General features: G+C 65.4%; 23 protein-coding genes. 8 read left to right on the plus strand and 15 right to left on the minus strand.

What is annotated here, in order from left to right:
* Positions 1-26: 26 nt before the first annotated feature.
* Entirely contained in the window at positions 27-740 is a 714-nt protein-coding gene (locus B4A39_RS10470; protein WP_292036454.1) for an alpha/beta fold hydrolase, read from the plus strand.
* A 284-nt stretch (positions 741-1024) separates the two neighbouring features.
* Here the strand turns inward: B4A39_RS10470 and B4A39_RS10475 are convergent, their stop codons facing one another.
* The 5 genes from B4A39_RS10475 to B4A39_RS10495 all read right to left on the minus strand — a co-directional run bounded on the left by B4A39_RS10475 (position 1025) and on the right by B4A39_RS10495 (position 8190).
* Entirely contained in the window at positions 1025-1792 is a 768-nt protein-coding gene (locus B4A39_RS10475; protein WP_292036362.1) for an acid phosphatase, read from the minus strand.
* A gap of 23 nt (positions 1793-1815) precedes the next feature.
* On the minus strand, positions 1816-3393 hold the full coding sequence (locus tag B4A39_RS10480; RefSeq protein ID WP_292036364.1) for an alkaline phosphatase D family protein: 1578 nt from the start codon (positions 3391-3393) through the stop codon (positions 1816-1818).
* A 77-nt stretch (positions 3394-3470) separates the two neighbouring features.
* Positions 3471-5693, minus strand: a complete 2223-nt coding sequence (locus B4A39_RS10485; protein WP_292036366.1) for a TonB-dependent receptor — start codon at positions 5691-5693, stop codon at positions 3471-3473.
* Between the two features lie 273 nt (positions 5694-5966).
* A complete protein-coding gene (locus B4A39_RS10490) occupies positions 5967-7217 on the minus strand; it encodes a TetR/AcrR family transcriptional regulator (protein ID WP_292036368.1) in 1251 nt (416 codons plus the stop codon).
* A 67-nt stretch (positions 7218-7284) separates the two neighbouring features.
* Entirely contained in the window at positions 7285-8190 is a 906-nt protein-coding gene (locus tag B4A39_RS10495) for a LysR family transcriptional regulator (RefSeq protein ID WP_292036371.1), read from the minus strand.
* Between the two features lie 121 nt (positions 8191-8311).
* Between B4A39_RS10495 and B4A39_RS10500 the strand changes: the two genes are divergently transcribed.
* Together B4A39_RS10500 and B4A39_RS10505 are read left to right on the plus strand one after the other, a co-directional pair.
* Entirely contained in the window at positions 8312-9160 is an 849-nt protein-coding gene (locus tag B4A39_RS10500; RefSeq protein WP_292036373.1) for a nitroreductase family protein, read from the plus strand.
* Positions 9161-9225: 65 nt separating this feature from the next.
* A complete protein-coding gene (locus B4A39_RS10505; protein WP_292036375.1) occupies positions 9226-9510 on the plus strand; it encodes a hypothetical protein in 285 nt (94 codons plus the stop codon).
* Between the two features lie 628 nt (positions 9511-10138).
* On the opposite strand, the gene B4A39_RS10510 is transcribed toward B4A39_RS10505, so the two are convergent.
* Genes B4A39_RS10510 through B4A39_RS10525 form a run of 4 tightly spaced genes read right to left on the minus strand, consistent with a single transcriptional unit; the run spans position 10139 to position 12385 of the window.
* Complete coding sequence (locus B4A39_RS10510; RefSeq protein ID WP_292036377.1) at positions 10139-10636, minus strand: hypothetical protein; 498 nt, start codon at positions 10634-10636, stop codon at positions 10139-10141.
* Positions 10633-11106 (minus strand): hypothetical protein, encoded by a 474-nt coding sequence (locus B4A39_RS10515; protein WP_292036378.1) that lies wholly within the window; start codon positions 11104-11106, stop codon positions 10633-10635. The genes B4A39_RS10510 and B4A39_RS10515 overlap by 4 nt, the downstream gene beginning before the upstream one ends.
* Before the next feature lie 60 nt (positions 11107-11166).
* The gene (locus B4A39_RS10520) at positions 11167-12027 is read right to left on the minus strand and encodes a M56 family metallopeptidase (RefSeq protein WP_292036381.1); all 861 of its coding nucleotides are present in this window, start codon (positions 12025-12027) and stop codon (positions 11167-11169) included.
* The gene (locus tag B4A39_RS10525; protein ID WP_292036384.1) at positions 12020-12385 is read right to left on the minus strand and encodes a BlaI/MecI/CopY family transcriptional regulator; all 366 of its coding nucleotides are present in this window, start codon (positions 12383-12385) and stop codon (positions 12020-12022) included. The genes B4A39_RS10520 and B4A39_RS10525 overlap by 8 nt, the downstream gene beginning before the upstream one ends.
* A 318-nt stretch (positions 12386-12703) precedes the next feature.
* Between B4A39_RS10525 and B4A39_RS10530 the strand changes: the two genes are divergently transcribed.
* The 3 genes from B4A39_RS10530 (at position 12704) to B4A39_RS10540 (ending at position 15115) form a co-directional block, all read left to right on the plus strand.
* Positions 12704-13075, plus strand: coding sequence for a hypothetical protein (locus B4A39_RS10530; protein ID WP_292036387.1), 372 nt, complete (start codon positions 12704-12706; stop codon positions 13073-13075).
* A 164-nt stretch (positions 13076-13239) separates the two neighbouring features.
* Complete coding sequence (locus tag B4A39_RS10535; protein ID WP_292036389.1) at positions 13240-14028, plus strand: hypothetical protein; 789 nt, start codon at positions 13240-13242, stop codon at positions 14026-14028.
* Between the two features lie 16 nt (positions 14029-14044).
* On the plus strand, positions 14045-15115 hold the full coding sequence (locus tag B4A39_RS10540; RefSeq protein ID WP_292036391.1) for a linear amide C-N hydrolase: 1071 nt from the start codon (positions 14045-14047) through the stop codon (positions 15113-15115).
* 57 nt (positions 15116-15172) lie between these two features.
* Here B4A39_RS10540 and B4A39_RS10545 read toward each other — a convergent pair whose 3' ends face one another.
* Entirely contained in the window at positions 15173-15952 is a 780-nt protein-coding gene (locus B4A39_RS10545) for an alpha/beta hydrolase (protein WP_349679246.1), read from the minus strand.
* Positions 15953-16092: 140 nt separating this feature from the next.
* On the opposite strand from B4A39_RS10545, the gene B4A39_RS10550 reads away from it, so the two are divergent.
* Both B4A39_RS10550 and B4A39_RS10555 read left to right on the plus strand, forming a co-directional pair.
* Complete coding sequence (locus B4A39_RS10550; protein WP_292036393.1) at positions 16093-17079, plus strand: FecCD family ABC transporter permease; 987 nt, start codon at positions 16093-16095, stop codon at positions 17077-17079.
* The gene (locus B4A39_RS10555; RefSeq protein ID WP_292036396.1) at positions 17076-17867 is read left to right on the plus strand and encodes an ABC transporter ATP-binding protein; all 792 of its coding nucleotides are present in this window, start codon (positions 17076-17078) and stop codon (positions 17865-17867) included. The genes B4A39_RS10550 and B4A39_RS10555 overlap by 4 nt, the downstream gene beginning before the upstream one ends.
* Before the next feature lie 74 nt (positions 17868-17941).
* Here B4A39_RS10555 and B4A39_RS10560 read toward each other — a convergent pair whose 3' ends face one another.
* From B4A39_RS10560 to B4A39_RS10580, 5 genes are all read right to left on the minus strand, one after another.
* Entirely contained in the window at positions 17942-19015 is a 1074-nt protein-coding gene (locus tag B4A39_RS10560; protein ID WP_292036398.1) for a YncE family protein, read from the minus strand.
* 23 nt (positions 19016-19038) lie between these two features.
* Entirely contained in the window at positions 19039-20172 is a 1134-nt protein-coding gene (locus B4A39_RS10565; RefSeq protein ID WP_292036400.1) for an ABC transporter substrate-binding protein, read from the minus strand.
* An 11-nt stretch (positions 20173-20183) separates the two neighbouring features.
* A complete protein-coding gene (locus B4A39_RS10570) occupies positions 20184-22286 on the minus strand; it encodes a TonB-dependent receptor domain-containing protein (RefSeq protein ID WP_292036402.1) in 2103 nt (700 codons plus the stop codon).
* 104 nt (positions 22287-22390) lie between these two features.
* A complete protein-coding gene (locus B4A39_RS10575; RefSeq protein WP_292036404.1) occupies positions 22391-22807 on the minus strand; it encodes a transcriptional repressor in 417 nt (138 codons plus the stop codon).
* 138 nt (positions 22808-22945) lie between these two features.
* On the minus strand, positions 22946-24358 hold the full coding sequence (locus tag B4A39_RS10580; protein ID WP_292036406.1) for a YncE family protein: 1413 nt from the start codon (positions 24356-24358) through the stop codon (positions 22946-22948).
* Positions 24359-24360 lie beyond the last annotated feature (2 nt).

Consider the following 24360-nt stretch of genomic DNA (forward strand, 5'->3'; position numbering starts at 1 on the left):
TTGGGTCCGGTCACCGGACCCTGGTCCTGCTTCACGACGGCATTCTGGATTCCTCCGCCTATGACGGCGTGTGGTCGCAGTTGTGCGAGACCTTCAAAGTGGTGCGTTACGACCGCCGGGGATACGGCGTCTCGCCCGCAGCTTCCGCCGCTTATGATCCGGTCGCGGATCTCGCAGCGGTCATGCAAACGGCAGGCGTAGAACGGGCGACCCTGGTCGGATCGTCGGCCGGCGGAGGCGTCGCGGTCGAGTTCGCCCTGGCCCATCCGGATGCGGTGGACGGCCTTGTGCTGGTCGGGGCGGCCGTGAGCGGCTTCCAGCCGACCGAACATTTCAGGCGGCGCACGGCGACCCTGGTCGGGCTCCTCTCACAGGGGCGGTTGGAGGAGGCGGTTCGCGATCCGTACATCCTCACCTCCTCCGCAGAAGAGGCTCGCGGCTTCGTAGCCGCCGACCTGCTCGCGCATCCGGGCAATTTCGGCGCGGGGCGAATGATGCGAAGCGGGCAGGGCGTCATGGGCCGCCTGGGCGAACTGACCACGCCCACGCTGATCGTGACCGGCGAGGTCGACATGCCCGACGTCCACGCCCATGCGGGCGCCTTGGAGGCGCTTATCCCCGGCGCCCAGCGGGTCGTCATGTCCGATAGCGGGCACTTCGTATACCTGGAGCGTCCGGGAGCCTTCGCTGATGTCTTGAAAGAGTTTCTAAAGGCGCCTAGGCGAGCGTCGGGCTCATAGCGGGAGGTCCGCCTGATGCCCGCTCGTGGCGCGTTTCATGGCCGGATCGGGGTGATGGCGGGGATGCGTGGGCGCCGGCAAGGGGCGATCCCCCACGGGCGGGACCGCCGCCAGCATGGCGAGCTCATGATCGGTCCCTCATTGACGGCCCAACTCAGGCTTCTCGGACACACCTACGGCGCCGCCGCCTTTCATGGAGCGGGCGGTTTGCGGGATGCGGGCCGGGCGTCGGCGCTGGCGGGGCGGGGTGCAGGCGCGAGCCAAACTGGCCTCGAGCGAAGCGGCTAGCGGGCGGCGCGCGCCTGGTTGAGCTCGCGGGCGGCGGCGATGAAGTCGCGCTGAAAGGCCGGGTCAGCCTTGAGCGCGGTGACCATGGCGGCGCCGACGATGCGGCCCGCTTCGACATCGCTGGCGTAGTGGACGCCGCAGATCATCCGGCTTTCGCCATAGGCCAGGCCGCGCGCCAGAATCGGGTCGGCGCGGTCCGGCGCCATTTCGGCCAGCACCAGGGCCCAGGCCCAGCCGAGGGCGGAGTGGCCGGACGGATAGGAACCGCTGTCCGCCAGCCAGGTCTCGGGCGTGAAACAGGTCTCCGCCGGTTCAGCCAGGAAGGGGCGCGGACGGAAGAATCCCCGTTTGGCCGGGGTCTGGACCGTTTCAAGATCGCCCAGCATCCGACCCAGAAGACGAGTGAGGGTCGGCATCGCTTCCGGGACGAAGGTTACGCCCAGGGCTTCGTCGAAAATGCGGGGGGCGGATGGCGTCTCGATCTCGTTGTCGGTCCGGGCCTGGTTCCAGCGCGGGGTCCCCTTCAAGGCGCGGGTAGCGCGATAGATCGCGATGTCATCCTGGGCGCGCAGCGAGCCGGGCTCAGGCGGAGGGGGCAGGAAGGCGGCGGCGTTCGGGGCTTTTGTCTTGTCCAGATAGCCGTGGGGATGGTCGAGGAAGCCGGTCCAGAAGTTCGGCGCCTCAGCGGGGGCCGAGGCGCAGCCCGCAAGGGTGAGTGCCAGGGCGGTCGCGGCGAGGCGTCGAGCAAGGGGGATGGGGGTCATGGAAACTCTTGAACTGGTAATGGTCATGCGGCCTGGGCGCCGGGACGGCCGTTCTCGACGATCCAGGTGTTCAGGGTGGATAGGGACGCCTTGGGGTCACGCACGTCGCTGACGATCTGATAGCGGGTCATGATCTGGTCGGGCGTCACTTCCATCGAGATGTAGCCGCGCTCACGGCTCTCGAAGAATTTGATGTGAGGGTTGGCGGGCATGGCTGACATCAGGCCTTCATAGGGCGGGCCGCCCGAGGTGATGGAGGTGCCGACGAACTCGGTCGCCACGACGGGTGATGTCTCATCCTCGCTGTTGAGCAGGACGTCGTTTGTCCAGAAGGAATGATAGTCTCCGGAAAGCACCACGGGATTGCTTGGCTTCAGCGTGTGAAGCGCCTGGGTCATCCGGTCGCGCGCGGTGGGGAAGCCGTCCCAAGTATCGGTCCAGTAGCGGGTTTCGTCGCCGCGGTCCTCGAACCTCAGGCCGGCCATGACCAGATTCTGGCCCATGATGTTCCACTGCGCGTCGGTGCGGGCCAGGCTGTCGTAGAGCCAGCGCTCCTGTTCAAAGCCGAGGAAGGTGCGCGACGGGTCTCGACGGTCTGAACACAGGGCGTCGGTGACGATCTGGCCCTTGGCTCCGCCCTCGTCGACGCAGGCCCCGCGTGAGCGATACTGACGCCCGTCCAGCATGTAGAACTCGGCCAGCCGGCCGTAGCGGATGCGCTTGTGGATCGGCATCTGAAGCGCGGCGTCCATCCGGGTGCGGCGGATCGGCATGGCCTCGTAGAAGGCCTGATAGCCGGCCGCGCGGCGCTTCAGAAAGTCGGTCGGCGTGCCGCCCCGGTCCGGCCAGACGCCGGAATAGTTGTTCAAGACCTCATGGTCGTCCCAGGTGACCAGGCAGGGCGCTGCGGCGTGCAGGCGTTGCAGGTCGGCGTCGGTCTTGTGCAGGGCATGGCGATTGCGATAGCCGGCCAGGGTGGTGGCTTCCTCAAGACCGTAGTTCCGCACATTGGTCGACGCCCGCTCTCCGGTGCGGCTGTATTCGTAGATGTAGTCGCCCAGGAACAGGGTCAGGTCCGGCGCCTCGTCGGCCATATGGCCGTAGGCGCTGAAATAGCCCACCTCCCAGTTGGAGCAGGAGGCGACGGCCAGTTTCAGCCGATCAACCGGTGCATTGACGGCCGGCGTCGTGCGCGCCAGGCCGACCGGGCTTTGCTGGCCGGCGGCGGTGAAGCGATACCAGTAGGGGCGGGCCGGGCGCAGGCCCTGAACCTCGACATGGATCGCGTGGGCGGTCGACGCGTCGGCGATGAGGCGGCCCGCCGCCGCAATGCGGGTGAAGCCTTCATCGGAAGCTACTTCCCAGCGGACTTCGATAGGGGCGCTAAGGCCGCCTTGACCGTCCGGCGCGATCGGGTCGGCGGCAAGGCGGGTCCAGAGCACGAAGCCGTCCGGCCAGGGATCGCCGCTGGCGACGCCCAAAGCAAACAGATAGGCGCCCCCAGCCTGGGCCTGCCCGAAGCGCAGCACGGCCGGAGCGGCCACCAGACCGCCGATCAGGGCGCGCCGGCTGAGCGGCGTCAGGGAGGGGATCAGAGGCATCGAAAGCGTCCGTTCAGGCGTGGCGACGGGGAATGGCGGCGATCCGGCTGGCCGGACCGCCGCAGGCGGGACTGTTCCTAGAAGTCCATGTTGAGACGCACGCCGATCGTGCGGCCCGGATTGGGCGAGCTTGTCGGACGGGCGCCCCCGTTGAAGTTGTTGCGCGTCTCTTCGTATTCCGTGTTGAAGAGGTTCTGCGCAAACAGGGCGACGCGCCAGTTGGCGTCGGACGGGCCCATGCTGAAGTTGGCGTTCCAGAGCCAGTAGCCCGGCAGAACCGAGGCCGAGGCGGCGTTATAGATTCCGTCGCGCTGGTTGTAGTTGGTCTCGGCGCGCCAGTAGAAACCGGCCATCGACCAGTCATAGGCGACCGAACCGCCGTAGTTGAACTTCGGGAACTGCAGCGGCTCGCCCGAACGGTCGTTGGCGATGATGATGTCCCAGGGCCCGTCGACCGGATTGGCGGCGTTGGTCGCGGCGGCGTCGATGGCGAAATACTCGCTGTATTCGCCCTCCTTGTAGCCGAAGTTCTGGCTGATGCTCAGGCCCGCGAAAGGCGTCCAGGTCAGCTCGATCTCGCCGCCGTAGATTTCGGACTTGGGCACATTGGTGATCTTGCCCAACTGGCCGGTCTCGCGGCTGAACTCGGTGCCCTGGATCTGCTGATTTTCGTAGTCGTAGAAGAAGACGGCGCCGTTGACGCGAAGGGTGTTGTCGAACAGGTCCGACTTGATCCCGGTCTCATAGGCGATGACCACCTCGGGCTTGAAGGGGGTCTGGGACTGTCCGTTGTAGGTGGTGAAGCCGCCCGATTTCACTCCGCGCGCCACGCTGGCGTAGAGCAGGGCGTTGTCGGCGAGATCATATTCCAGGCCGAAACGGCCCGTCCATTCCGACAGCGACGTCTCGTAGCTCATCTCCGGCCCGACCGGCAGGTTGAGGCGCCGCGTGCCGGTCGTGGTCAGGGTGCGCTCTTCGCTCTCATAGCGCAGGCCAGCAATCAGGCTGAGGCGATCGGTGAGCGCGAAGCTGTTGTGGGTGAAGACGCCGACGGCTTCGACCGACTGGTCGTAGGGGGTGTTGATCAGATTGCGGTTGGCGCCCCGGAACTCGGTGTAGAAGCCGCCCTCGATGCTTTCGTCCGCATAGTGGGCGCCGACCATCCAGTTCAGGCGGCCGAATTCGTTCGACAGTCTGGCCTCTTGCGAGAAGGCTTTGATGTCATTGTAGAAGTAGACGTCCGACTCCGCCGCAGGAGTCCCGTCCCAGTCGTTGTACTCCGACCGGCTGAAGGTCTGGTAGGCGGTGACGGTGTTGAGGGTGGCCCAGCCGAGGTCCGCCCTGACGCGCGCGCTGAGATCCAGGCCGTCGTTGTCGCGGCCAGGCTTGGCGTCTAGACCGCGGCCGGACACGCCGGCCAGGGCTTCGGAAATCTTCCACCCCGTGATGCGACGGGCGGTGTCGGCCGGATAGGTGACGCTGCCGTCAAAGACCGGATAGGGGCTGCGCAGACGGAAGCCCAGGCCATCCGACTTGTCGATCTGATAGGTGGCGGACAGGTCGACCATGACCTCTGGCGAGGCGTCCCAGGTCAGGCGGCCGCGCACGGCGGTCTTGTCGCGATCGCCCAGCTTTTCGCCCGTCGTGCGATGGTACTGCCAGGCGCCGCCCTGTTCGGTGACGGCGGCCAGGCGGCCGAGCAGGCCGGGTGCGATCTGGCCCGAGACATAACCCTCGACCTTGTAGCGGTCATAGGAGCCGTATTCGGCGGTGAAGCCGGCACGCGCGTCGGCGGTGGGGGCGTTGGTGATGATGTTGACGGCGCCGCCGGTCGTGTTGCGGCCGTAGAGGGTGCCCTGGGGTCCGCGCAGGACCTCTAGGCGGGCGATGTCGAACATCGCGCCCTGGGTGGTGATCGTATAGGGGTGGGCGACCTCGTCGACATAGACGCCCACCGTCGAGGCGTTGTTCGAGGAGTATTCGCGCGTGCCGATGCCGCGAATCCGGAACGCCGGCTGGCCGCTCCCGAACTGGCTGTCGACCTCCATGTTGGGCACGACGTTCTCGATGTCGTTGATGACGTTGATCCCCTTTTCGTCGAGATCCTCGCCGCCGATGACAGACAGGGCGGCGCCGACGTCCTGACTGGCCTGCACGCGACGCTGGGCCGTGACGACGATATCCTGGACCGCTGTGGCCTGGGGTTCGCCCGAAGCAGAATTATCGCCTTGGGCCGTGGCGGGCAGGGCGGCCGCAAGGGCCAAGGCGGCGCTCGAGGCGCCGAGAAGAAGACGTTTCATAGGTCGATCCATCGGGCGACGCGCGGGATACCCCTCCCGCAGCGATCGAAGTGTTTCAGGACGTTGTCGAACAGCCGTCCCGTCCCGCCGTTTGACGAGGCTTTTCACGCCGGGGGGAGGGCGGGTGAAGCAGCCTTCGTTGCACGAGAAAAACAACTGTTCGACAACGGGTCGGCAATAGATCGAGCGAGCTATGCTTTTATGACGCTTGTCTGAACTGTTTCTGTCAGTCTGCGCAGTTGCTGCGCGCCAGTGATAATAACGTTCGTTCTGTCATGCCTTGCGGGCGACCAGCTGGAGGGCGCTCGCCTGAAGGCCAGCCGTCGAGAGGGGGACGCCAGTGGCGCATGACATGAGGGCTGCAGCCTTGATCCAGATGGCGAACCGGGTCGCCGCCAGTCGATTGAGGTCCAGGTCGGCGGGCCAGACGCCAGCGCTGTTGTAATAGGTGCCGCCCCCCTCCGGGCCGCGCAGCAGCATGGCCAGGTCCTGCAATGAAGGGTCTCCTCGCGCTTCCATGCAGACGCTGGCGATCAGGCGTACATATCTGACGTAAAAGCCCTCCGCCTCCGGTTGGATGGAGATGGTCGGCGCCATAATGCGCGCCCAGCTGTCGAGATCGACAGCGGAGGGATCGCCTTCGGGTCTTTGGCCGGCCAGATAGCGGGGCATGTCGCGGAACACGCTGTGCCATACGGCGTCCAGCACAAAGCGTCTCATGTCTGGCCAGTGGTAGGCGATGGTTGACGTCGAGGTCCCGGCGACCTGGCTGACGGAGCGGTTGGTCAGGGCGGCGACCCCTCGCGCCAGTATCTGGTCTGCGGCGATGTCCAGCAACTTGAGCCGCATTGATTCCGGCTCCAGGCCTGCGGCGGGCGCCTGGGGCAGAACCAGGTTGTCGCGGTACCAGAAGGTGGCTGTGGCCGGTCCGTCTGGCAGGCCGAACGCGCGATCGATCAATCCGCGCAAACCTTCCGTGGCTATGACCTCATAATCGAGACGCCCCTGCAGCGCCCCAGCGTAGAACTGTTCGAGGGTGGTCCATTCGACCAAAGGGTCGGCGAAGTCTGCGAGCCGAGGATTGGCGGACAGGTGATCACGCCACGCCCCTTTTCGCATGGCGGCCCACCGTCGGATCAGGTCCTGGCGTTCAGCCGAGACCTCGCTGTCGATCAGCAAGGCTTCCCAGATTCGGGCGAACCCCGAAGCGTCCGAGGCGCGAAGGTGCAGATAGTGCCGCGCTGTGGCCAGAAGGCTGTCACGGCTCAGGGGCAGGCCGGTGACCGATTGGAAAAAGCGGTCGTGGAAGGCGGCGTCGCGACGCAACGCCTCTTCGCCCACCGCCTGGATCAAGCCGGATTTCGCGCCGAACAGGTTGACGATGACGGTCGTGCTCTTGCCGACCGCCAGCGCCAGATCGCGCATCGTCAGGCTGTTCAACCCGTAGGCTGCGGCATGGTCGATGGCAGCATCAATCACTTGCCGGGCGTCGGCGGCGCGATTGGGGGCTCGAGCTTGGGACATGGCTCTCAATGTGGCTTCAGGAGGGGTCTGTCGAGTGCCCGCGCTTGGTCGCGCAAAGGGACGGATGCTAGGATCGCCCTGTTTGCGCGTCGAGATGCTCAACCAACCAGTCGATGAACGCTCGGACCCGCACATTCTGCTGTTTGGCGGGCGGGTATAGAACCGAGATGGGTTCTGTCCCTGCCGTCCATTCCTCCAGCACAGGAACCAAAGCGCCAGAGGCAAGGTGTGCCTTCACCGTCGAGCGGAACGTCTGGCCGACACCTAGTCCGTGGAGGATCATGCTGACCTGCCCCATGCTGTCGTTCGCCTGAAACCCCTTGGCGGCGATCTTGATCGTGTCGGCGCCTCGCTGGAACACGAGCGGCTTTGCTTCGCCGCTCAGAGCCGAGAAGTATCCGACTAGGTCATGGCCTTGGCGAAGTTGGGTTGGTTCAGTGAGCGGGCCATGTCGGCGCAGGTAATCTGGACTGGCGCAGGTGATCAGATGATCTTCGTAGACCGTGCGCCCGATCAGGGTCGTGTCGGCCAGCCTTCCGAGCCGGACAACGCAATCCACGCCCTCCCCAATCAGGCTGACGGGCCTGTCGCTGATCCCCAGCGCAACCTCAATGCCGGGGTGTCGAGCCCGGAAATCGGCCAACACCGGGATCAGCACGGCGTGCGCCATTGTCGAGTGAACGTCCACGCGGATACGACCGCTGACTAGGCTTCTACGATGCTGAAGATCGGTGTCCAGATCATGCAGCTTGGCGACAAGCTGTCCTGCCCGCTCGTAATAGTCGCTGCCTTCGGAGGTCAGTGCGAGGGACCGGGTGGACCGTTGTAGCAGCTTGGCTCCGAGATGCTGCTCAAGCTGCGCCAGCAGCTTGCTCGCCGTAGATTTCGGCAGGCCGAGCTCCGCAGCCGCCCGTGTCAGGGAGCCAGCCTCCACCGTTCGAATGAACACCCGGAGTGCAGCAAGTTGGTCCATGTCATGAGCATAAGCCTGCCGGCGACATTGTCTACCTGGGTGGAAACTGACTTCGCAATTTAGACCTCCATAGACGATCCGCTGTCGCCTATCTCCGTCGCTGTCAAAGATGGAGCCACACATGTCAGGTCGCGACGATCAACGCGCCACGCTTCTGCGCCTTCGCTACGGTGGGCAGGAGACGCCCGATAACCTTATCTGGAACGACGTGGTCGAGCAGCAGATCGCGCATAAGTCGGTGCGGACGTTCCTGGCCGATCCCCTGCCTTCTGGCGCACTTGAGACGATGGTTGCGGCGGCTCAATCCGCATCGACGTCGGGCGCTCTACATCTCTGGACCGCCGTTGCTGTCAGCGATCCTGCACTGAAGCAGCGCCTCTCCGATACCATCGCGGCCACGGTTCCCACGGATCGCATCCCATGGATTGAGGAAGCCCCGGTGCTGCTTCTCTGGGTCGCCGACTCGTCCCGGTCGGCAGAACTGACCCAAGCCCAGGGCGTCGAGCCGACAGTGCTGGCGTACCTCGACAGTTTCCTCATGGCGTCAATCGACACGTCACTGGCGGCGCAGAACGCGGCGCTGGCAGCCGAGTCCATCGGTCTGGGCGTCGTATTCCTCGGCGTGATGCGAAACGCAGCGCAGGAGGTCGCTGACATCCTGGGCCTTCCGTCCCACAGCTTCGTGGCGTTCGGGATGGCTGTCGGTCATCCGGACCCAGAGCGAACCTCAACGCAGCGTCCACGCCTGCCTCAACCGGTCGTTCTCCACCACGACGGCTACCAGCAAGGTCGCTATCGTCAGTACCTCGACGGGTATGAGGCGGCCTATCTCCAGTTCCGCGAAGAGCGAGGCATGAAGCCGAAGACCTGGCAGGGGTCCGCTCACGCCTACGCGACCAGCATGGACTACATGGGCGGTCGGCAACGGCTTCGGGACATGGTGACCGAGCGTGGCTTCAAGCTGCGCTAGCCTCGGCCAACCCCCTCGGCAGCAACCGACTTCCCTGTTCAGGAAACCGAACATGCACCGCGTTCGTGAAAGCGTTGGGCGAGCGCAAAATCGCTTACGTCCATGTCATGGACCACACCGAGTCCAGTTTGAAAGCGCCAGAGCCGTCGCCGGTTGCTGAACGGATTGAGCCGCTGCTTCGGACGTTCAAGACCGACCTAGCCAACACGGCGCTCATGGTCGCCGGGGCGATGTCGCGTGAGCGAGCAGATCGTCTGCTGGCCAATGGCACGGTGGACCTCATCGCCTTCGGTCGGTGGTTCATTTCCAACCCTGACCTTGTCGAGCGCGTCGTTCTACCCCAATCCTGAAACTGTTCGTGACAGAGAGGCACAGGGTTACATCGATTATCCCGCCTACGGCTGTCGATGATCATTCCTAGCGCTCACCGCTACGCCTCTTGATCAAGGAACCCTCGCCGTGAGGGCAGGGGGCGCGATGTCTGGTTAGGGTCGTGAAGCGAAGTCCGCTTAAGGGTGGAAAGCCGCCCTTGCGAGAGTAAGCTTGCCCTTTCCGGATAGGAAAATTGTCCGATGCAGAACTCGCTTAGAGCGCTCAAGGTGTTCGTGGATAGGCAGTTAGAGGCCGAAGATAGGGGGCAGGTGACTGGGTGGCTGCCAGTGACGAAGCGCTAGGTTGGATTGGGCGTCTAGATGAACAGGTCTGGATGTTTCCCCGGCCGTGTTTCTCTTCCTTGAAGAGACGCTCCACCGACGCGATACGCAGCTTGGCCGGTTGCGGCGCGAGCAGGTGCGGAAAGCGCTCGCCGACGGGACCGCTTTTCCTAATGGATGTCGCCTTCATGCAGGCCGCATTGGATCGGAAGATGAAGTTCATTCGGAGCCCTGTCTGAAAGTCTGGATCCCGCGACGGCGTCAGTGTCCGGTTCTCGCGCGTCGCGTCCTGCCGTCAGACAGGTGACTGCTACTGCGTCGCCCGTCACCTCCATGCCGGGGTCCAGACAGTATTGCTGCGTCGACCAAAGCGATCAGTCTGGTCGCCGACCTTCCAGCCTTCTGGGCAGTGGCCTTGCCGGGTGTAGCGGCGGGTCTGGACGAAAGACGCCTCCGGCCCAGGGCCCAGAGTGGTGACGCGAAGCTCAACGTCGAAAGTGTTCGCCGGTCCCTTTGTTCGGGTGCCGACCAGCAGGGTTCGACCCCCGATCCTGCAGCGCTGCAGGCGTCCGTCTTGGGTCTTGATCGGCTCGCCCAAGGGCTCGCAGGCCATGCCATGAGCTTCTGGCATCGGCATGGAAAAGCCCGTGCGGAGCAGGCTGTCTACGCAGATCCGCACGGCTGGTGAATCGGCGTCGACGACCTCGACCCGCCACAGTTCGGGAGCATCGACAGCGGCCTGCCGCTCGGTCCAGCGATCCGTGCTGACTTCGCAGCCCGTCAACAGGATCAGGACCGCGGCAAGCGACAGGCGCCGGATCATGAGCGGCGGGCGGCCGACGCGCGCACATGCTCCAGGCTGAAGACGGCCAGAGTCGCCGCCAGACTTCCCGCCGTTGCGATCAGGGCCAGCTCGGCGAAGCCCTGGGCCAGTTGCAGGTGGCCGGGCGGGCGATTGAACCAGGCCGAGGCCACCGCCCAGTTCAACAGATTATGGAAGATCCAGGTCAGGGCGATTAGCGGGCCGCCGAGACGAAGGCCCGAAAGAAAGCCGACGCCTCTCGGGGAGGGGTGGTTCAAAGCCTGACGGGCCAGGCGCGGCGCCAGGGCTGCGGCCGCCAGGGCCGCCCCGACAAGGCCCACTACGATCAGCTTGGTCTCAGGTCCGGCGTCGTTGAAGACAGCCAGAAACTTCAGACCCCTTCCGCCGGGCTCGACGCTTTGGGCCGCAGCGGCGCCGACGGTCAACAAGGTGGTCGGGACGGCGATCAGGGTTGCGAGGGGCAGGCGCATGACATCCTCCATTTGGGCGATGGAAGATCTTGAGATTACAATTGTAATATAGTCAAGGGGTCATGCCTCAGGCGGAGACAGGCGCAGGTTCAGGATCTTGGGACGAGGGTCGTCGCTCGCTTCGACCGTGGCAGGCTGCAACGCCCACGCTGTCGCTGCGACCCCTAGGGCCAGACCAAGAACGACGGCGACGGCGACGGGCGTTGGGGAGTGGCGATTCAGGCGGAAGCTGGCGATCCGCGTCTCCAGCGTCCCGGAAGCGTCGCCCCAGCCGCACCCCAGCGGCGTCGCTCTTGTCTGGCCGGCCTTCAACAGGGCCTCGGCGTAGACTCGGCGGCGCCCCGGCCGCACCGCCAGCACCTGGGCGTCGCAGGCCAACTCCTGATCAAAGCGAAACCGGCTCACCGCGATATGCGCCCATGGGTTGCACCAGAACAGACATTGAAGCAGGGCGACCACCGCATTGACCCTCAAATCTCCACGCTCGAGATGGGCATGTTCATGCGCGCGGATCAGGGCCCTTTCCTCGGGGCTCCAGCGGATGTCGCTGTCGGCGGGCATGACCAGGCGCGGGACGATGACCCCGGTCACGGCAGGTCCCGCCAAGCCTTGGCGCGCAAGAGCGGCGAACCTCATCTGGTGCGCCATCATCAGTCCGGCGAAGGCGATCGCGCCGGCGCCCCAGACGGCGACGATCAACTGGCCAGGGATGAGCGACAGGGTGCTGGACGCCACGACCGAGCCGACGGCCATGCGCGGCAGGCAGACTGCGGCCAGGGTCAGCGGCACGACGCCCCACAGTCCGTAAGCGGCGCGAGGGCCGAAGACCCGGCGCGCCGGCGTGCGGAGCGCCAGGACGATCGTCGCGGCCAGAGCCAGGGCCGCGTTCAATTCCAGAAGCAGGTCCGGAGCGTCACTCATCGTCCAACCCGGCGATGATCGCCTTCAGCCGCGCCCGGTCGTCGGCGGACAGGCTGCGGTTCTGCGCGAACTGCGCCACAAGGGGTGCGATCTGACCCCCGAACAGCCGATCCAGCAGGTTCTCGCTCTCGGCCAGTGCGAATGCCTCCTTTTCCAGGGCCGCGTGATAGCGATGCCGCCCCGCGGATCTTTCAGAACGGATCGCCCCCTTTTTCAGCAGACGATTGATCAGGGTTTTGACCGTGGCCTCGCCCCAATCGGACTGGCCGCGAACTGCGGCGATCAGCTCTTCAGCGGACTGGGGCTCGCGACGCCACAGGGCGTCCATGACCTTGAACTCGGCCTCGGTGATGTTCATCAGCGCCTCCTAGGCAAGATTACATATGTAATGCCTGCCTTTGGCAAGGCGCTCCAGCGCTCGCAGTCCCGATGCGTCGCCGCCTGGACCGGACGACGCATTACCAGTTCATCGGGGAGCTTTCGGCGACGAGATCATGTCGGCGCAAAACGTGGTCTTCCGCGCGCTATCGCAATGTCCGCTGGTGACGCGGAGCCGCCCGTTCGGTCCGCCCGCATTGAATCGCTCGACATGGGCCCTCCGGCGGCGCTGACGGCGCTGGACCTCCTGCCCTAGGCCCAGCGCGAGGTCCGGCTGGGCGGGGTCCGCAAGCGGTTCATGCCGGGCGTGGTGCTGATCGCCGCCTTGATCCCGGTCTCGGATGCGATCCAGACGACAGGCGGATCGGACCTGGTCGCCGGCCTTCTGAGGACTGTCTTCGGCGGGATGCCCGGTATCCTTGCGGTCGGCGGGGTCATGCTCGCGTCGATGGCGGTGACGCCCTTCCTCTATCCAAACATCTCAAAACCCCGCCGCACAACGCCGGGGGCTTTCTGCTGGCCGGGATGCAACACGCACAGAACATGCGTCTGGCTCGATCGGATGGAACTTAAGTCGGAAGAGAGGTCGGTTCTTGCCCTTCCGACCTCGTCTGACGACGTGCCAGCGACGATTGATGTTCACAACGTCAGCCTGATCGACGCCTTATAGGGTGAAGCTGGCTTGGCGCATCTGAGTTCAGGCCCCGTCTGGGGAGGGGCGCCGCAGGCCGGGCCCGCAGAGCAAAATCCCGTGCGACCCGAGCACTTATCCTTGAAGAACGTTGTCCATCGAATTCCTGATGTTGTAGGGTGAGCCCACTGGGAGGGTCCCCTATGAACTGCGCGGGTTGGGTGATTTCTGCGGCGGTCCTGTGTCTCGGGGCTTCCTCGGCGGCAGCTCAGGCGCTTTCTGACCGCGACTGGACGGTCACAGTCAGTCCCTACGTCTGGGCCAAGACCATGCAGGGCAGGGTGCAGGGGGCGGGCTTGTCGACGCCGGTCCATGTGCCGTTTTCCGAAGCCTTCGAAAAGGTGGAGGGCGTCTTCATGGGGGAGGTCGCGGTCGATGGCCCGCGATGGGGCGCCTATGTCGACTATCAGGGAACCGACAGCCGCGACGAGCGGATCGCCTTGGGCTTGCCGATCGAGGCCGACATTCGGCTGCGGAGCCTCACCGGCGCGGTCTATTATGTGGCGCATGAGGAAGAGTTGGGCGGCCGGACCGTTCATGGCGCGCCGCGTCTGCTTCGCATTCGTCCTCTGGCGGGAGCCCGATGGTCCCGAACACGCGCTGATCTGGCCGTGCCGGGCCTGATCGAAGTTGGCAAGCAGGCCGAATGGACCGATGTCATCGTGGGGTTGCGCACCGACGCTGACCTGAACGATCGTTGGAAGCTCACGGGACATCTGGACGTCGGCGGTTTTGATCCGGGGGAGCGGTTCAGCCTGAATGCGCAGGCTACTCTCGGCTATCGCACGACGGTGCTGACACGCCCGGTGCTGCTGCGCGTCGGTTATGCGGTGTTGTTTCAAGAGTATGAGCAAGGCGATTTCACCGGCGACCGCTTCGTCTGGAACATGACGGGACACGGGCCGATGGCAGGGTTTTCGATCACGTTCTGAAAGTGGAGGTCAGGTCATGATGAAGACGCGCGGCGTAAGGGCTATGGTTGCGGCGGCGGCCTTGATGGCGCCGATGGCGGGCGCGGGGGTGGCCGACGCCTGCACACGGTTTGTCTACCACGGGGCGGGCGACACGGTGATCACCGCCCGGTCAATGGACTGGCGCAGCGAGATCACCAGCAATCTCTGGATATTCCCGCGCGGCATGCAGAGGACCGGCGAGACCGGTCCCAACACCGTCCGCTGGACGGCGAAATACGGCAGCGTCGTCACCTCGGGGTACGATGTGTCCACGACCGACGGGGTCAATGAGGCGGGACTGATGGCCAATCTGCTGTGGCTGGTGGAGTCCGAGTATCCGGCCTTCGATCCGTCAAAGCCCAGCCTGTCGATTGCGGCCTGGGCGCAGTACGCCCTCGACAATTTCGGAACGGTCGCCGAGGCGGTGGCGGCGTTGGAGAAGGAGCCGTTCACCATCGTCACCGACAACGTGCCCGGCGAGAACCGCCTGACGACGGTCCACCTGTCGTTGTCCGATGCCACAGGCGACAGCGCTATCTTCGAGTACATCGACGGCCAGTTGAAGATCCATCATGGCCGTCAATATCAGGTGATGACCAACTCTCCGACCTATGACGAGCAACTGGCTCTGAATGCCTACTGGAAGCAGATCGGAGGCACGGTTATGCTGCCCGGGACCAACCGCGCCGCCGATCGGTTCGCCCGGGCTTCTTTTTACGTCAACGCCATTCCGAAGTTCGAGGAGCCGAACATCGCCGTGGCCAGCGTATTCAGCGTTCTGCGTAATACATCGGTGCCTTTCGGCATTTCGACCGAATCCGAGCCGAATCTGTCTTCCACGCGCTGGCGGACAGTCTTTGATCACGCTCGCAAGCTCTACTTCTTTGAGTCGGTGCTGACCCCGAATACCTTCTGGGTCGATCTGAAGAAGGTCGACTTCTCGCCGGAGACCGGCAAGGTCCGGAAGCTGGACCTGGGGCAGGATCAGATCCACACCTTTTCGGGCGACGCCACGGCCGAGTTCGTCGAAAGCCGTCCCTTCACCTTCCTGGGGCTGCAACTCTAGGGGCGTAAGGCGGCGTTCGCGCGCACTGCGGGACGCCGCCGTCACCGGCCCAGACGGCTATGCTCGCCAAGGTTCCGAGGCGAACCGTAGCGCAGCCGGCAACGAGGCGTAGGGCGCAGAGCCGTGATCCTCGCTGTCCAGCACCTCCAGTCGGACCCCGCCCTTGCCCAGCAAGCCGCGGGCATTGCTGATCATACGGCGCGCCAGATGGGTTTGATCAAGACCCGGCGTTTCTTCCTGGCCGCCGACGACGACGAACAGGTCGTCCGCGTCGTCAGATGATCTCTCCGGCTGCGCCGCGACGACCGATGGGTTGGACCAGATCGAGGGACTGACGGCGACGTAACGTGCGAAGGGGGCTGCAAGCGCGCGCGCCTCCAGAACGAACTGGCCGGACATGGAATGCCCAACCAGGGTCAACCGGGTCGTGTCTGCGCCTTCGACCTCGATCAAGCCAAGGAGGTGGGCCGACAGACGCTGCAGCAGAGATTGCCCTCCTGTCAGTCCGTCCGGACGTTCAGGCTCTGGCGCGAAACTGAACGACGACTGGCGATGGACGCCGTGATCAAGCGCCAGTCCGACGACCATCATTGGTTCGATCCGAGTCTTCGTCGACCGCCGTGCGAGACGTTGAGCCATTTCGGCGGCGGCGGTGAAATAGGCTTCGCCCTCCAGAATAATCAGCGTCGGCCAGCCCTTTGGCGGTCGTGCCGCTTGGGGTCTGTTGATCCAGACCGTGAGGCCGGGCGCCATCGTGCCAGGGGCAAGGCGCAACTGGACGCACCCGCCCGTCAGGGGAGGAAAGGCGGCGTCGAAAGCAGAACCTGATATGCTCATCGTGATACCCTAGCCGATTAAGAGGGCAGGGTGTATTGCGACGCATTCGCTGAGTGGAGGTCGTCATATTGGCGAATGCTGAATCCGCGGCGCCGAATGCGGTGGTCGCCTATTCCCAGAATGTCAGAGCGCGTTTCTTGGTGCTTGGTCTGTTGGCGATGGGCGCGGCCGCCGCACTGCTGCTGGATGTAGTGACGGGCCCCTCTTCGCTTTCGGCCGCGGCGGTGGTGAAGGGGATTTTCGATCCGACATCGCTCAGCACAGCGCAACAGGCCATCGTCTGGCAGGTGCGTCTGCCTTACGCCCTGATGGCGGCTCTGGTCGGGGCGGCTCTCGCCTTGGCCGGTGCTGAGATGCAGACAGTGTTGAACAACCCGCTGGCCAGCCCCTTTACCCTGGGCGTCTCATCGGCCGCCTCCTTCGGAGCCTCTCTGGCCATTGTGCTGGGCGTCGGAGCGAGCTTCATCGGGTCCGACTGGCTGGTGCCGCTGAACGCCTTCGTCTTCGCCTTTGGCTCGGTGCTGGCCCTGCAGGCGTTGGCGCGGATGAAGGGGTCGGGGGTAGAGAACATTGTCTTGTTCGGTATTGCCCTGGTCTTCGCCTTCAACGCCCTAACGGCGCTGGTGCAGTTTCTGTCCTCGGCCGAGGCACTGCAGCAACTGGTGTTCTGGACGATGGGGTCGCTGTCCCGGGCTACCTGGGGCAATGTCGGGGCGCTGGCTCTGGTAGTGGCGCTGGTCACGCCGTTTTCCCTGTTGTCGTCTCGGGGGCTGACGGCGCTGCGGCTGGGCGAAGACCGGGCCATGAGCTTTGGCGTGGACGTGAAACGGCTGCGCTTCCTGTCCCTGCTTCGGGTCAGTCTTCTGTCGGCGACCGCCGTGGCCTTCGTCGGGGCCATCGGCTTCATCGGTCTGGTCGGGCCGCACATCGCACGCCTGCTGGTGGGCGAGGATCACCGCTTCTTCCTGCCGGCCAGCATACTGTCTGGCGCCATCATCATGTCGCTGGCCTCAGCGGCGTCGAAAGCCATCGTGCCGGGGGTCCTGATGCCGGTCGGCATCGTGACCGCCGTGATCGGCGTGCCTGTTTTCCTGCTGTTGATCTTCCGCAACGGAGGTCGGGCATGACGGGCCTACGGGTGCAGGAACTGAGCGCTGGCTACGGCGGGCGACCGATCGTCGAAGGCCTGACCCTGCCGTCGCTTGATGCTGGCGAAGTGGTGTCGGTCGTTGGTCCCAATGGAGCGGGCAAGAGCACCTTCCTGCGGGCGCTGGCGGGACTGATCCCGGCCAAGGGGTCGATCCGGCTGGATGATGTTGAACTGACCGGCCTCTCGCTGGCTGATCGGGCCAAGCGCGTCACCTATATGCCCCAGACCCTGCCGCAGGGCGTGGCCCTGACGGTTCTGGAAACGGTGGTGGCCGCCATTCGGGCCACGCCGCTGGGCGGGGCGGCTTTCACTGACGCCCAGGCCGTTGAACGGGCCTACCAGGTCTTGCAGCGCATTGGCGCCGAAGCGCTGGCGGGGCAGCGGCTGGATCGTCTCTCGGGCGGGCAGAAGCAGTTGGCGGGTCTGGCTCAGGCCCTGGCGCGCGAGCCCCGCCTGCTGCTGTTGGACGAACCGACGAGCGCGCTCGACCTCTATTACCAGCTGCGGGTTCTGGAACTGGCGCGAGAGGCGGCGGTCGAGCGCGGGATGACCGTGATGATCGTCCTGCATGATCTGCAGGCCGCGGCGCGCGTGTCTGATCGGATCGCGGTCATGGCGAAGGGCCGGCTAGCGGCCTTTGGCGCGCCGGATGAAGCGGTGACGCCTGATATTCTGGCCCAGGTCTATCGCGTCTCGGCGCGTGTCCAGCGCTGCGAACGCGGCGTGCTTCAGGTCCTGATCGACGACGTCCTGAAGGCAGGCTGATCCTCAAGCTCTCCAAAGACAAAAAAGGCCCGGTCGAAGGATCGACCGGGCCAGTTTGGGGAGGAACCGTGAAATCAGGGGCGGATCAACGTCACCACGTCGCCGGTCGCGTCCACGGGGACCGGCGTGCCGGCTGGCGCGTTGCGCGGCAGGCCGCGCGCCTTGTTGGTGACGTAGACGGCGTTGGTGGCGCGATCGATGGCGATGGTCTGGGGCAGGGTGCCGGTCGGCAGGTTGGCCTTCACGGCGTAGGTGTCGGAGTCCAGAACCGTGACCGTGCCCGCCTGACGGTTGGCGACGTAGATCTGCTTGACCGCGCCGTTGTAGGCGACGCTGAGAGCGCCTTCGCCGGTGGCGACCTTGTGGATCAGGGCGCCCGTGTCGGCGTTCAGCACCGTCAGTTCGCCCGACTTCTGGTTCGCGACGAACAGTCGGCGACCCTCGGAGTCCACCGCGACGTTGATGGCGGATTCGCCGTGCGACGGCCACTTGCCCACCGTCTCGCCGGTCGTCAGATCGATGGCGGCGACTTCATTGCTACCCATGCCGGTGACGTAGAGGCGGTTGGTCGCCGCATCGAAGGCCGCGCCGGTCAGGCCGCCGACGGGAGTGGCGATGGTGCGCTCGACCGTGTTGGTCGCGCCGTCGATGACCCAGATCAGGTTGGGGCGCGAGGTGTCGCCGGCGTCGCCGCCGACCACCGTCACATAGGCCTTGTTGCGCTGCTCATCGACGATCACTTCGCGCACGTGGGCGCTGTCGTCGTCTGCCGACTGTCGGATGGTGGCGACCACGGCGCCGGTCTTCAGATCGATGGCCGAAACCGCGCCGGTGCGGGTGTCGGTGCCATAGAGGACCTGGGTGCGGCTGTTGAGGCCAAGGCCATAAAGCGGACGCTCCGACACGTTGATCGGCGTTTCGGCGGCCAGGGTCTGGCCGTCCAGGCGAACGATCTGGGCCTGGTTGGCGCCGCGCGGTCCGACGGCGGCGACATAGATGTCGTTGTCAGCGGGGTTGAAGACGATTTCATACAGGCCGCCGGGCGCGACCTTGACGGTCTTCTCGATCGATTGGGCCGACGCGGCGGACGCCGTCGACAGGACGATGAGGCTGGCGGCCAGCAGGGCGCTGTGGCGAAGGGTGATCATGGGGCTCTCCTTGAGATGGGACGTCAGGCAGGGACCAGGTCGGTCCAGTAGTCGCCGTGGTAGGGCACGGCGAGGAAGCGTTCGTTGATGGTGTTCAGGGTTCCGCGCGGGTCGAGATCGGCGAACAGTTCAGGTTGGATCCACTTGGCCAGGACCTCGGTGGCGACGATGTCGATTGGCGAGTTGATCAGTTGGTGCGACAGGCCATGAACCTTGCCATCGCGCACGGCTTTCAAGGTGGACAGACCGCGACGGTCAGCCACGCGGCGCAACGACGCGCGAGAGGTTTGCGTGTCATACTTCGGGCCGACCACGAAGCCGCCAGCCTTCTCAAGATGCGGGCCACCGGTGGCGATGTACAGGTCAGGGTCGCGCTCGACCACGAACTCGAGGTTCAACTTGCCTGACGGCTGTTTCAGCACCTCGGCGCCGATGTTGCGGCCGCCGACGAAGGTCAGGTAGTCGCCGATGTTGCCAGCGCCGACCGAGTTGCAGCAATCCGGTCCGTTGCCGGCGTGAGCCTCCAGGAAGACGCTCGGCTTCTGCTCGTCCTTCAGTCCCGCGACTCGGTCAGAAATGACCTTCAGCTTGGCGGCGCGGAAGGCGTTGTAGGCCTCTGCCTGTTCCCCGCGGCCGATGAGGCTGCCAAGCAGGGACAGGCTTCGTGACTGGTTCTGGAAGGGGTGCTGGAAGAAGTCGATGTAGGCGACACGGACGTCGGCCTGCTCCAACTGGGCGGCCTGAGCGTCGGTCGGGCCGGAATCCAGCGACACCAGGGCGACCTGAGGCTGAGCGCCCAGAACGGCCTCGACGTTGAAGGCCGAGGCCGAACTCGGCGTCTTGGGCAGGGTCGCCAGCGCCGGAGACTTGGCCAGATAGGCGGCGTAGATTTCCGGGCTCAGGCGGTTCACGTCGCCCGCCCATGCGGCCAGCAGGCTGACCGGATCAGGATGAAGCAGCGACAGGGCGATCAGGAAGCGGCTGTCGTCGATCGACAGCTTGCCGACGGGCGGCGTGACAGCCAGCGGGCGGTCCCGAAGGTCGGTCAGCAGGGAGGAAGGTCCCTCGCCCTCCCGGCGCGTGCAGGCGCCAGCCCCGGCCAGGAGGGCGGCGGCGCCCAGCAGAAGGGCGCGTCGCCCCGGCTTGAAATCCACCATGGTCCCCATCCTCAGAAATCCCAGCTGACGCCCATCCAGTAACGACGACCGTCGCCCTGGAAGTCGTAGGTCGCCACGTTAAGCACCTTGTCGGTCAGGTTGTAGACACCGAGCTTCAGCGTCACATTGTCCCGGACGCGCCAGTTCGCGCCGACATCCAGCAGGGCGTAGTCGGGGTAGCGGCGACCGACCTGTCGCGGGCCGTTCATGATCGGCTCGCCATTGATGCCGACGCGCAGGCCGGCGTTGACTTCCTCGCCGTGGTAGGAGCCCGCCGCCCACAGGTTCACGCGATCCGTCGCCGCGTAGTCGGCGCGCAGGTTGGCCATGTGCTCGGGTGTGCGCGACAGCGGCAGGCCGTCGTAGAGGCCGCCTTTCTGAGACGAGTCCGTGTAGGTGTAACCGGCCTTGAACGCCAGTTGGTCCGTCGCCTGCCAGCGTCCGCTCAGTTCGACGCCCTGAATGCGAGCGTCGTTGATGTTGTACCAGTAATAGAGCTGATAGAGGGGATCCTCATCCCAGCGCACCACCTCGCTCGGCACGTCGCAGACGCCGTTGTTGTTGACGTCCGGGCCGCAGACCCGGTCGTCGGCGATCTTGTCCTTGAAGTCAGTCCGGAAGACGGTGGCGTTCAACGATAGCGTCGGGATCGGCCGCCACAGGGCGCTGACCTCGTAGTTGACGCTGCTCTCCGGCTTCAGGTTCGGATCGCCGATGATGACGCCGCACAGGCCCGCGCCATAGTTGCAGTTGGCGCCGCCGGTCTCATAGGCGTAGCCGTCGGCCACGGCGCGGATTTCGGGTGCGCGGAAGCCGGTCGAAACGCCGCCCTTGATCGTCAGGGTATCGCTGGGATTCCACACCAAATAGGCGCGCGGGCTCCAGTGATCGCCGTAACGCTTGTGGTCGTCCACTCGCAGCCCGAGTGTCAGGGCTACCTCCGGCGTCAGGGTCCATTCGTCCTCGACGAACAGGGCGCGTTGCCAGACGTCGAAGGTCTTGGCGATGTTGTCGCGGGCTCCAGGATTGATATCCTTCAGGCTGTTCTCGATCCACTGGCCGCCGAAGACCAGGTTGTGGTCGCCCAGCGGCGAGCCCGCCAGCGGCAGGTTGAACAGGGCGTCCAGAACAGTGTTGGTCAACTCCGGCGCGCGCGGGTTGCGCACCATCCTGCCGGTCGCATCGGCAGTGAAGATCTCGCGCGACGACTCTTCGCGCATCAGCGACAGGGCGCTGGTTCCCCAGTTCCAGTCGCCGTTCCACGACAGTGAGGCGCTGTCCCGGCTGTGTTCGTTGCGTGTGCTGCGGGCGTTGGCGGCCAGCGTCTTGCCCGCCGTGCTGAAGCGCTTGATCCGCGTGGTGTCAGCTTGCAGCAGGATTTCGTGGTCCGCCGTCGGCGTCCAGGCCAGGCGGCCGGTCAGGCTGTGTTCGTCCGAGCCCATGACGCCGGTGCTGCTGGGCGCGTTGAAGATATGATCCTCGGCCCGGTCATAGACCCGACCCCAGATTTGAGCGCCCAGCTTCTCGCTGACGATGGGGCCTGCCAGATAGAATTGGCCCTGCGCCCAGTCGCCGCTGTCGCCGTGCTCCTGAGCGACATAGTCGGCGGCGACCGATCCGCCCCAGCGGTCGGGGACCTTCTTGGTGATGATGTTGATGACGCCGCCGATGGCGTCGGAACCGTACAGCGACGACATCGGCCCGCGCACGACCTCGATCCGTTCGATGGCCGAGACGGGCGGGGTGAAGCTCTGCTCCAGACCGCCGTTGCCGTTGACGCGGGCGTCCCGCGTCGACTGCCGCCGACCGTCGACCAGCGTCAGGGTGTAGGCGCCCGGCAGGCCGCGAATGAAGATGTCCTGAAAATTCGACCCGCCGCTGACCGACACGCCCTCGACGTCGCGCACGGCGTCGAACAGGTCCGCGTAGGCGCGGCTTTCCAGTTGCTCCGCTGTCACCAGGGTGATGGTGGCGGGCGCCTGCTCAACCTTCTGCGCGCGAGTGGAGGCCGTGACGACGACGTCGTCCACCGTCGTCGTGCTCTGTGCGAAGGCGGTGGGGGCAACCAGCAGGCTGGCGGAGGTGAGCAGAGCCAGACGGGCTGCGCTAGTCATGAAATCAGGTCCAGGCGGAAGGCAAGAGCGTCACTGGGTAGTGATAATCATTGTCAGTTGCAACCGCCAGGTTCGCGACGCTTGGTCGCTGCCCGATTGCGACATCATGCCTTCGGGCGGTCGCTCGAAGCAGCGAGGGGTTCGATACGGAAGTCGATGCCTTCCGCCAGGCGATACCCGCGCCCGTGCAGCATATGCTCGACCGCTTGCACCAGAGCGTCGTCACGGACCTCGATGATACGGTTTTCGCGCACGCAACTGAGGCTGATGGTTTGCGTGTGACGCTTGAGGCGGAAGAAGCGTCGGGCGTTTCGTCGCGCTGCGACTTCAGCGACGCCCAGTCGGGTCAGGAGGTTCAGGAACCGCGACACAGCCGCGCGCGAAACGTGGCTGCCGTCAGACCGCGCGGCGGCCAGCGTAGTGTCAACGTCGAGAGGGGCCGAGGCACGAAGCAGGACGCACAGAACATCACGGCGCGCCGCATTGAACAGAAGGCCGTTTGCCTTGAGCAATTGGGCCACGGTTGCATCCGACGAGTCTGTCGCAGAAGCGAGGGCGTCTGGCGGCGAGAAGAGCTGAAGCGGCGAAACAGTCATCGCATTACGGCCTGAAGCGAGCAGGAGAGAAGACCCTCGCCAGCCGGCGAGGGTCCTTGGAGCTTAACGCGCCGGGCGGATGAGCAGGACGCTGTCGTTGCCGTCGCTGCTCCAGCCGGATTTGACGGCGGCGTAGACATTGCCGCGCCCGTCCGTCGAGACGTGGTTGGCCACCGGCGGCGCAGGAAGGTTGGCGACGATCTGGCCGTCGACGTCGGTGACTGTGACCGTGCCGGCGCCGAAGGTGCTGACGAAGGCGCGGCGCGACTTCGGCTCGAACACCACGTTAAGCGCACCCGCGCCGACCGGCGTGTCGGCGACGACTGAGCCGTCGGCGCCGTTCAGGATCACCAGGTTGTCGGTGCCCTGAGCCGCCACGAAGATGCGGTTGGTCTGGGCGTCGTGCGCCACGCCGATCACGCTGCGGGCGCCCGGAATCGGATAGACGTGCTCGACCGCATCCGTCTGGGTGTTGATGACGGCGATCTCGTTGGTCGAATTCGACGCCACATAGAGCCGGTTGGCGGCTCGATCATAAGAGACGCTGGCGGCCGAGAAGGTCTCGCCGCGCACGGTCGAGTCGATCTTGATCCGCTTCGACACCGACAGGGCCGCCGTGTCGAACACCACGATTTCGGGCTCGAATGTGGCGCTGGCGTAGGCCTTGCCGTCCTGCTCATCGATGACGACGTCGCGGGCGTGGTTGACCGTGCCGGGCTCGAACTGACGCACCAGCGACAGATCCGACTGGCGATAGACGGCCACCGTGTTCTGACGGCTGTTGGTGACCCAGACCGTGTCGTGGGCGTCATCTACGCCCACGCCGTAGACGGCGAAGACGCCGCCGTCTTGTGGCTGGCCGTCGCGGCCGGTGCGGCCCGGCGCGGCGGCCGGGGTGATACGCGCCTCGACCGCCAGGGTGTCGGCGTTCAGGCGCAGCAACTCGGACTGGCGCACCGGCGGGCGACCGACCGCAGAGGTGGCGAAGACGGCGTTGCGCTTGGCGCTGTAGGCGGTCTGATAGAGGCCGCGCGTCGGCTGGACGCTGGTGATGCGATAGGACGCCTCGTTCGACAGGGGAACCGTCGGCGAGACCTTCAGGTTGGCGATCTCGGCGTTGTAGGGCGCGTCAGCGACCACCACGATCGAGTGGTTGCCGCTGACGGCGTTGGCCGGCACCGACAGGCGAGTTTCAAATCCGCCTTCGGCGTTGGCGGTGGCGCCGCCGATGCGGGTCTGACCATACAGCAGGGAGACCGACTGGTTCGGACGGAAGCCACGTCCAGTGGCCACCACCTCGCCGCCGGCCAGCACCGGACGGCCGCGTTCGGCCGAGGCGAAGCTGACCTGACCGCCGTCAAGGCGCTCGGGGGTGGAGAAGGCGCTCTGGGCCTGGGCGAGGGGAGCGGCGGCGACCGAGACGGCCAGCGCGGCCGCCAGGCCGGCGATCCGGCGGGTGATCGTGAAGTTTGTCATGA

The sequence above is a fragment of the Brevundimonas sp. UBA4553 genome (assembly GCF_002387245.1).
Taxonomy (GTDB): Bacteria; Pseudomonadota; Alphaproteobacteria; order Caulobacterales; family Caulobacteraceae; genus Brevundimonas.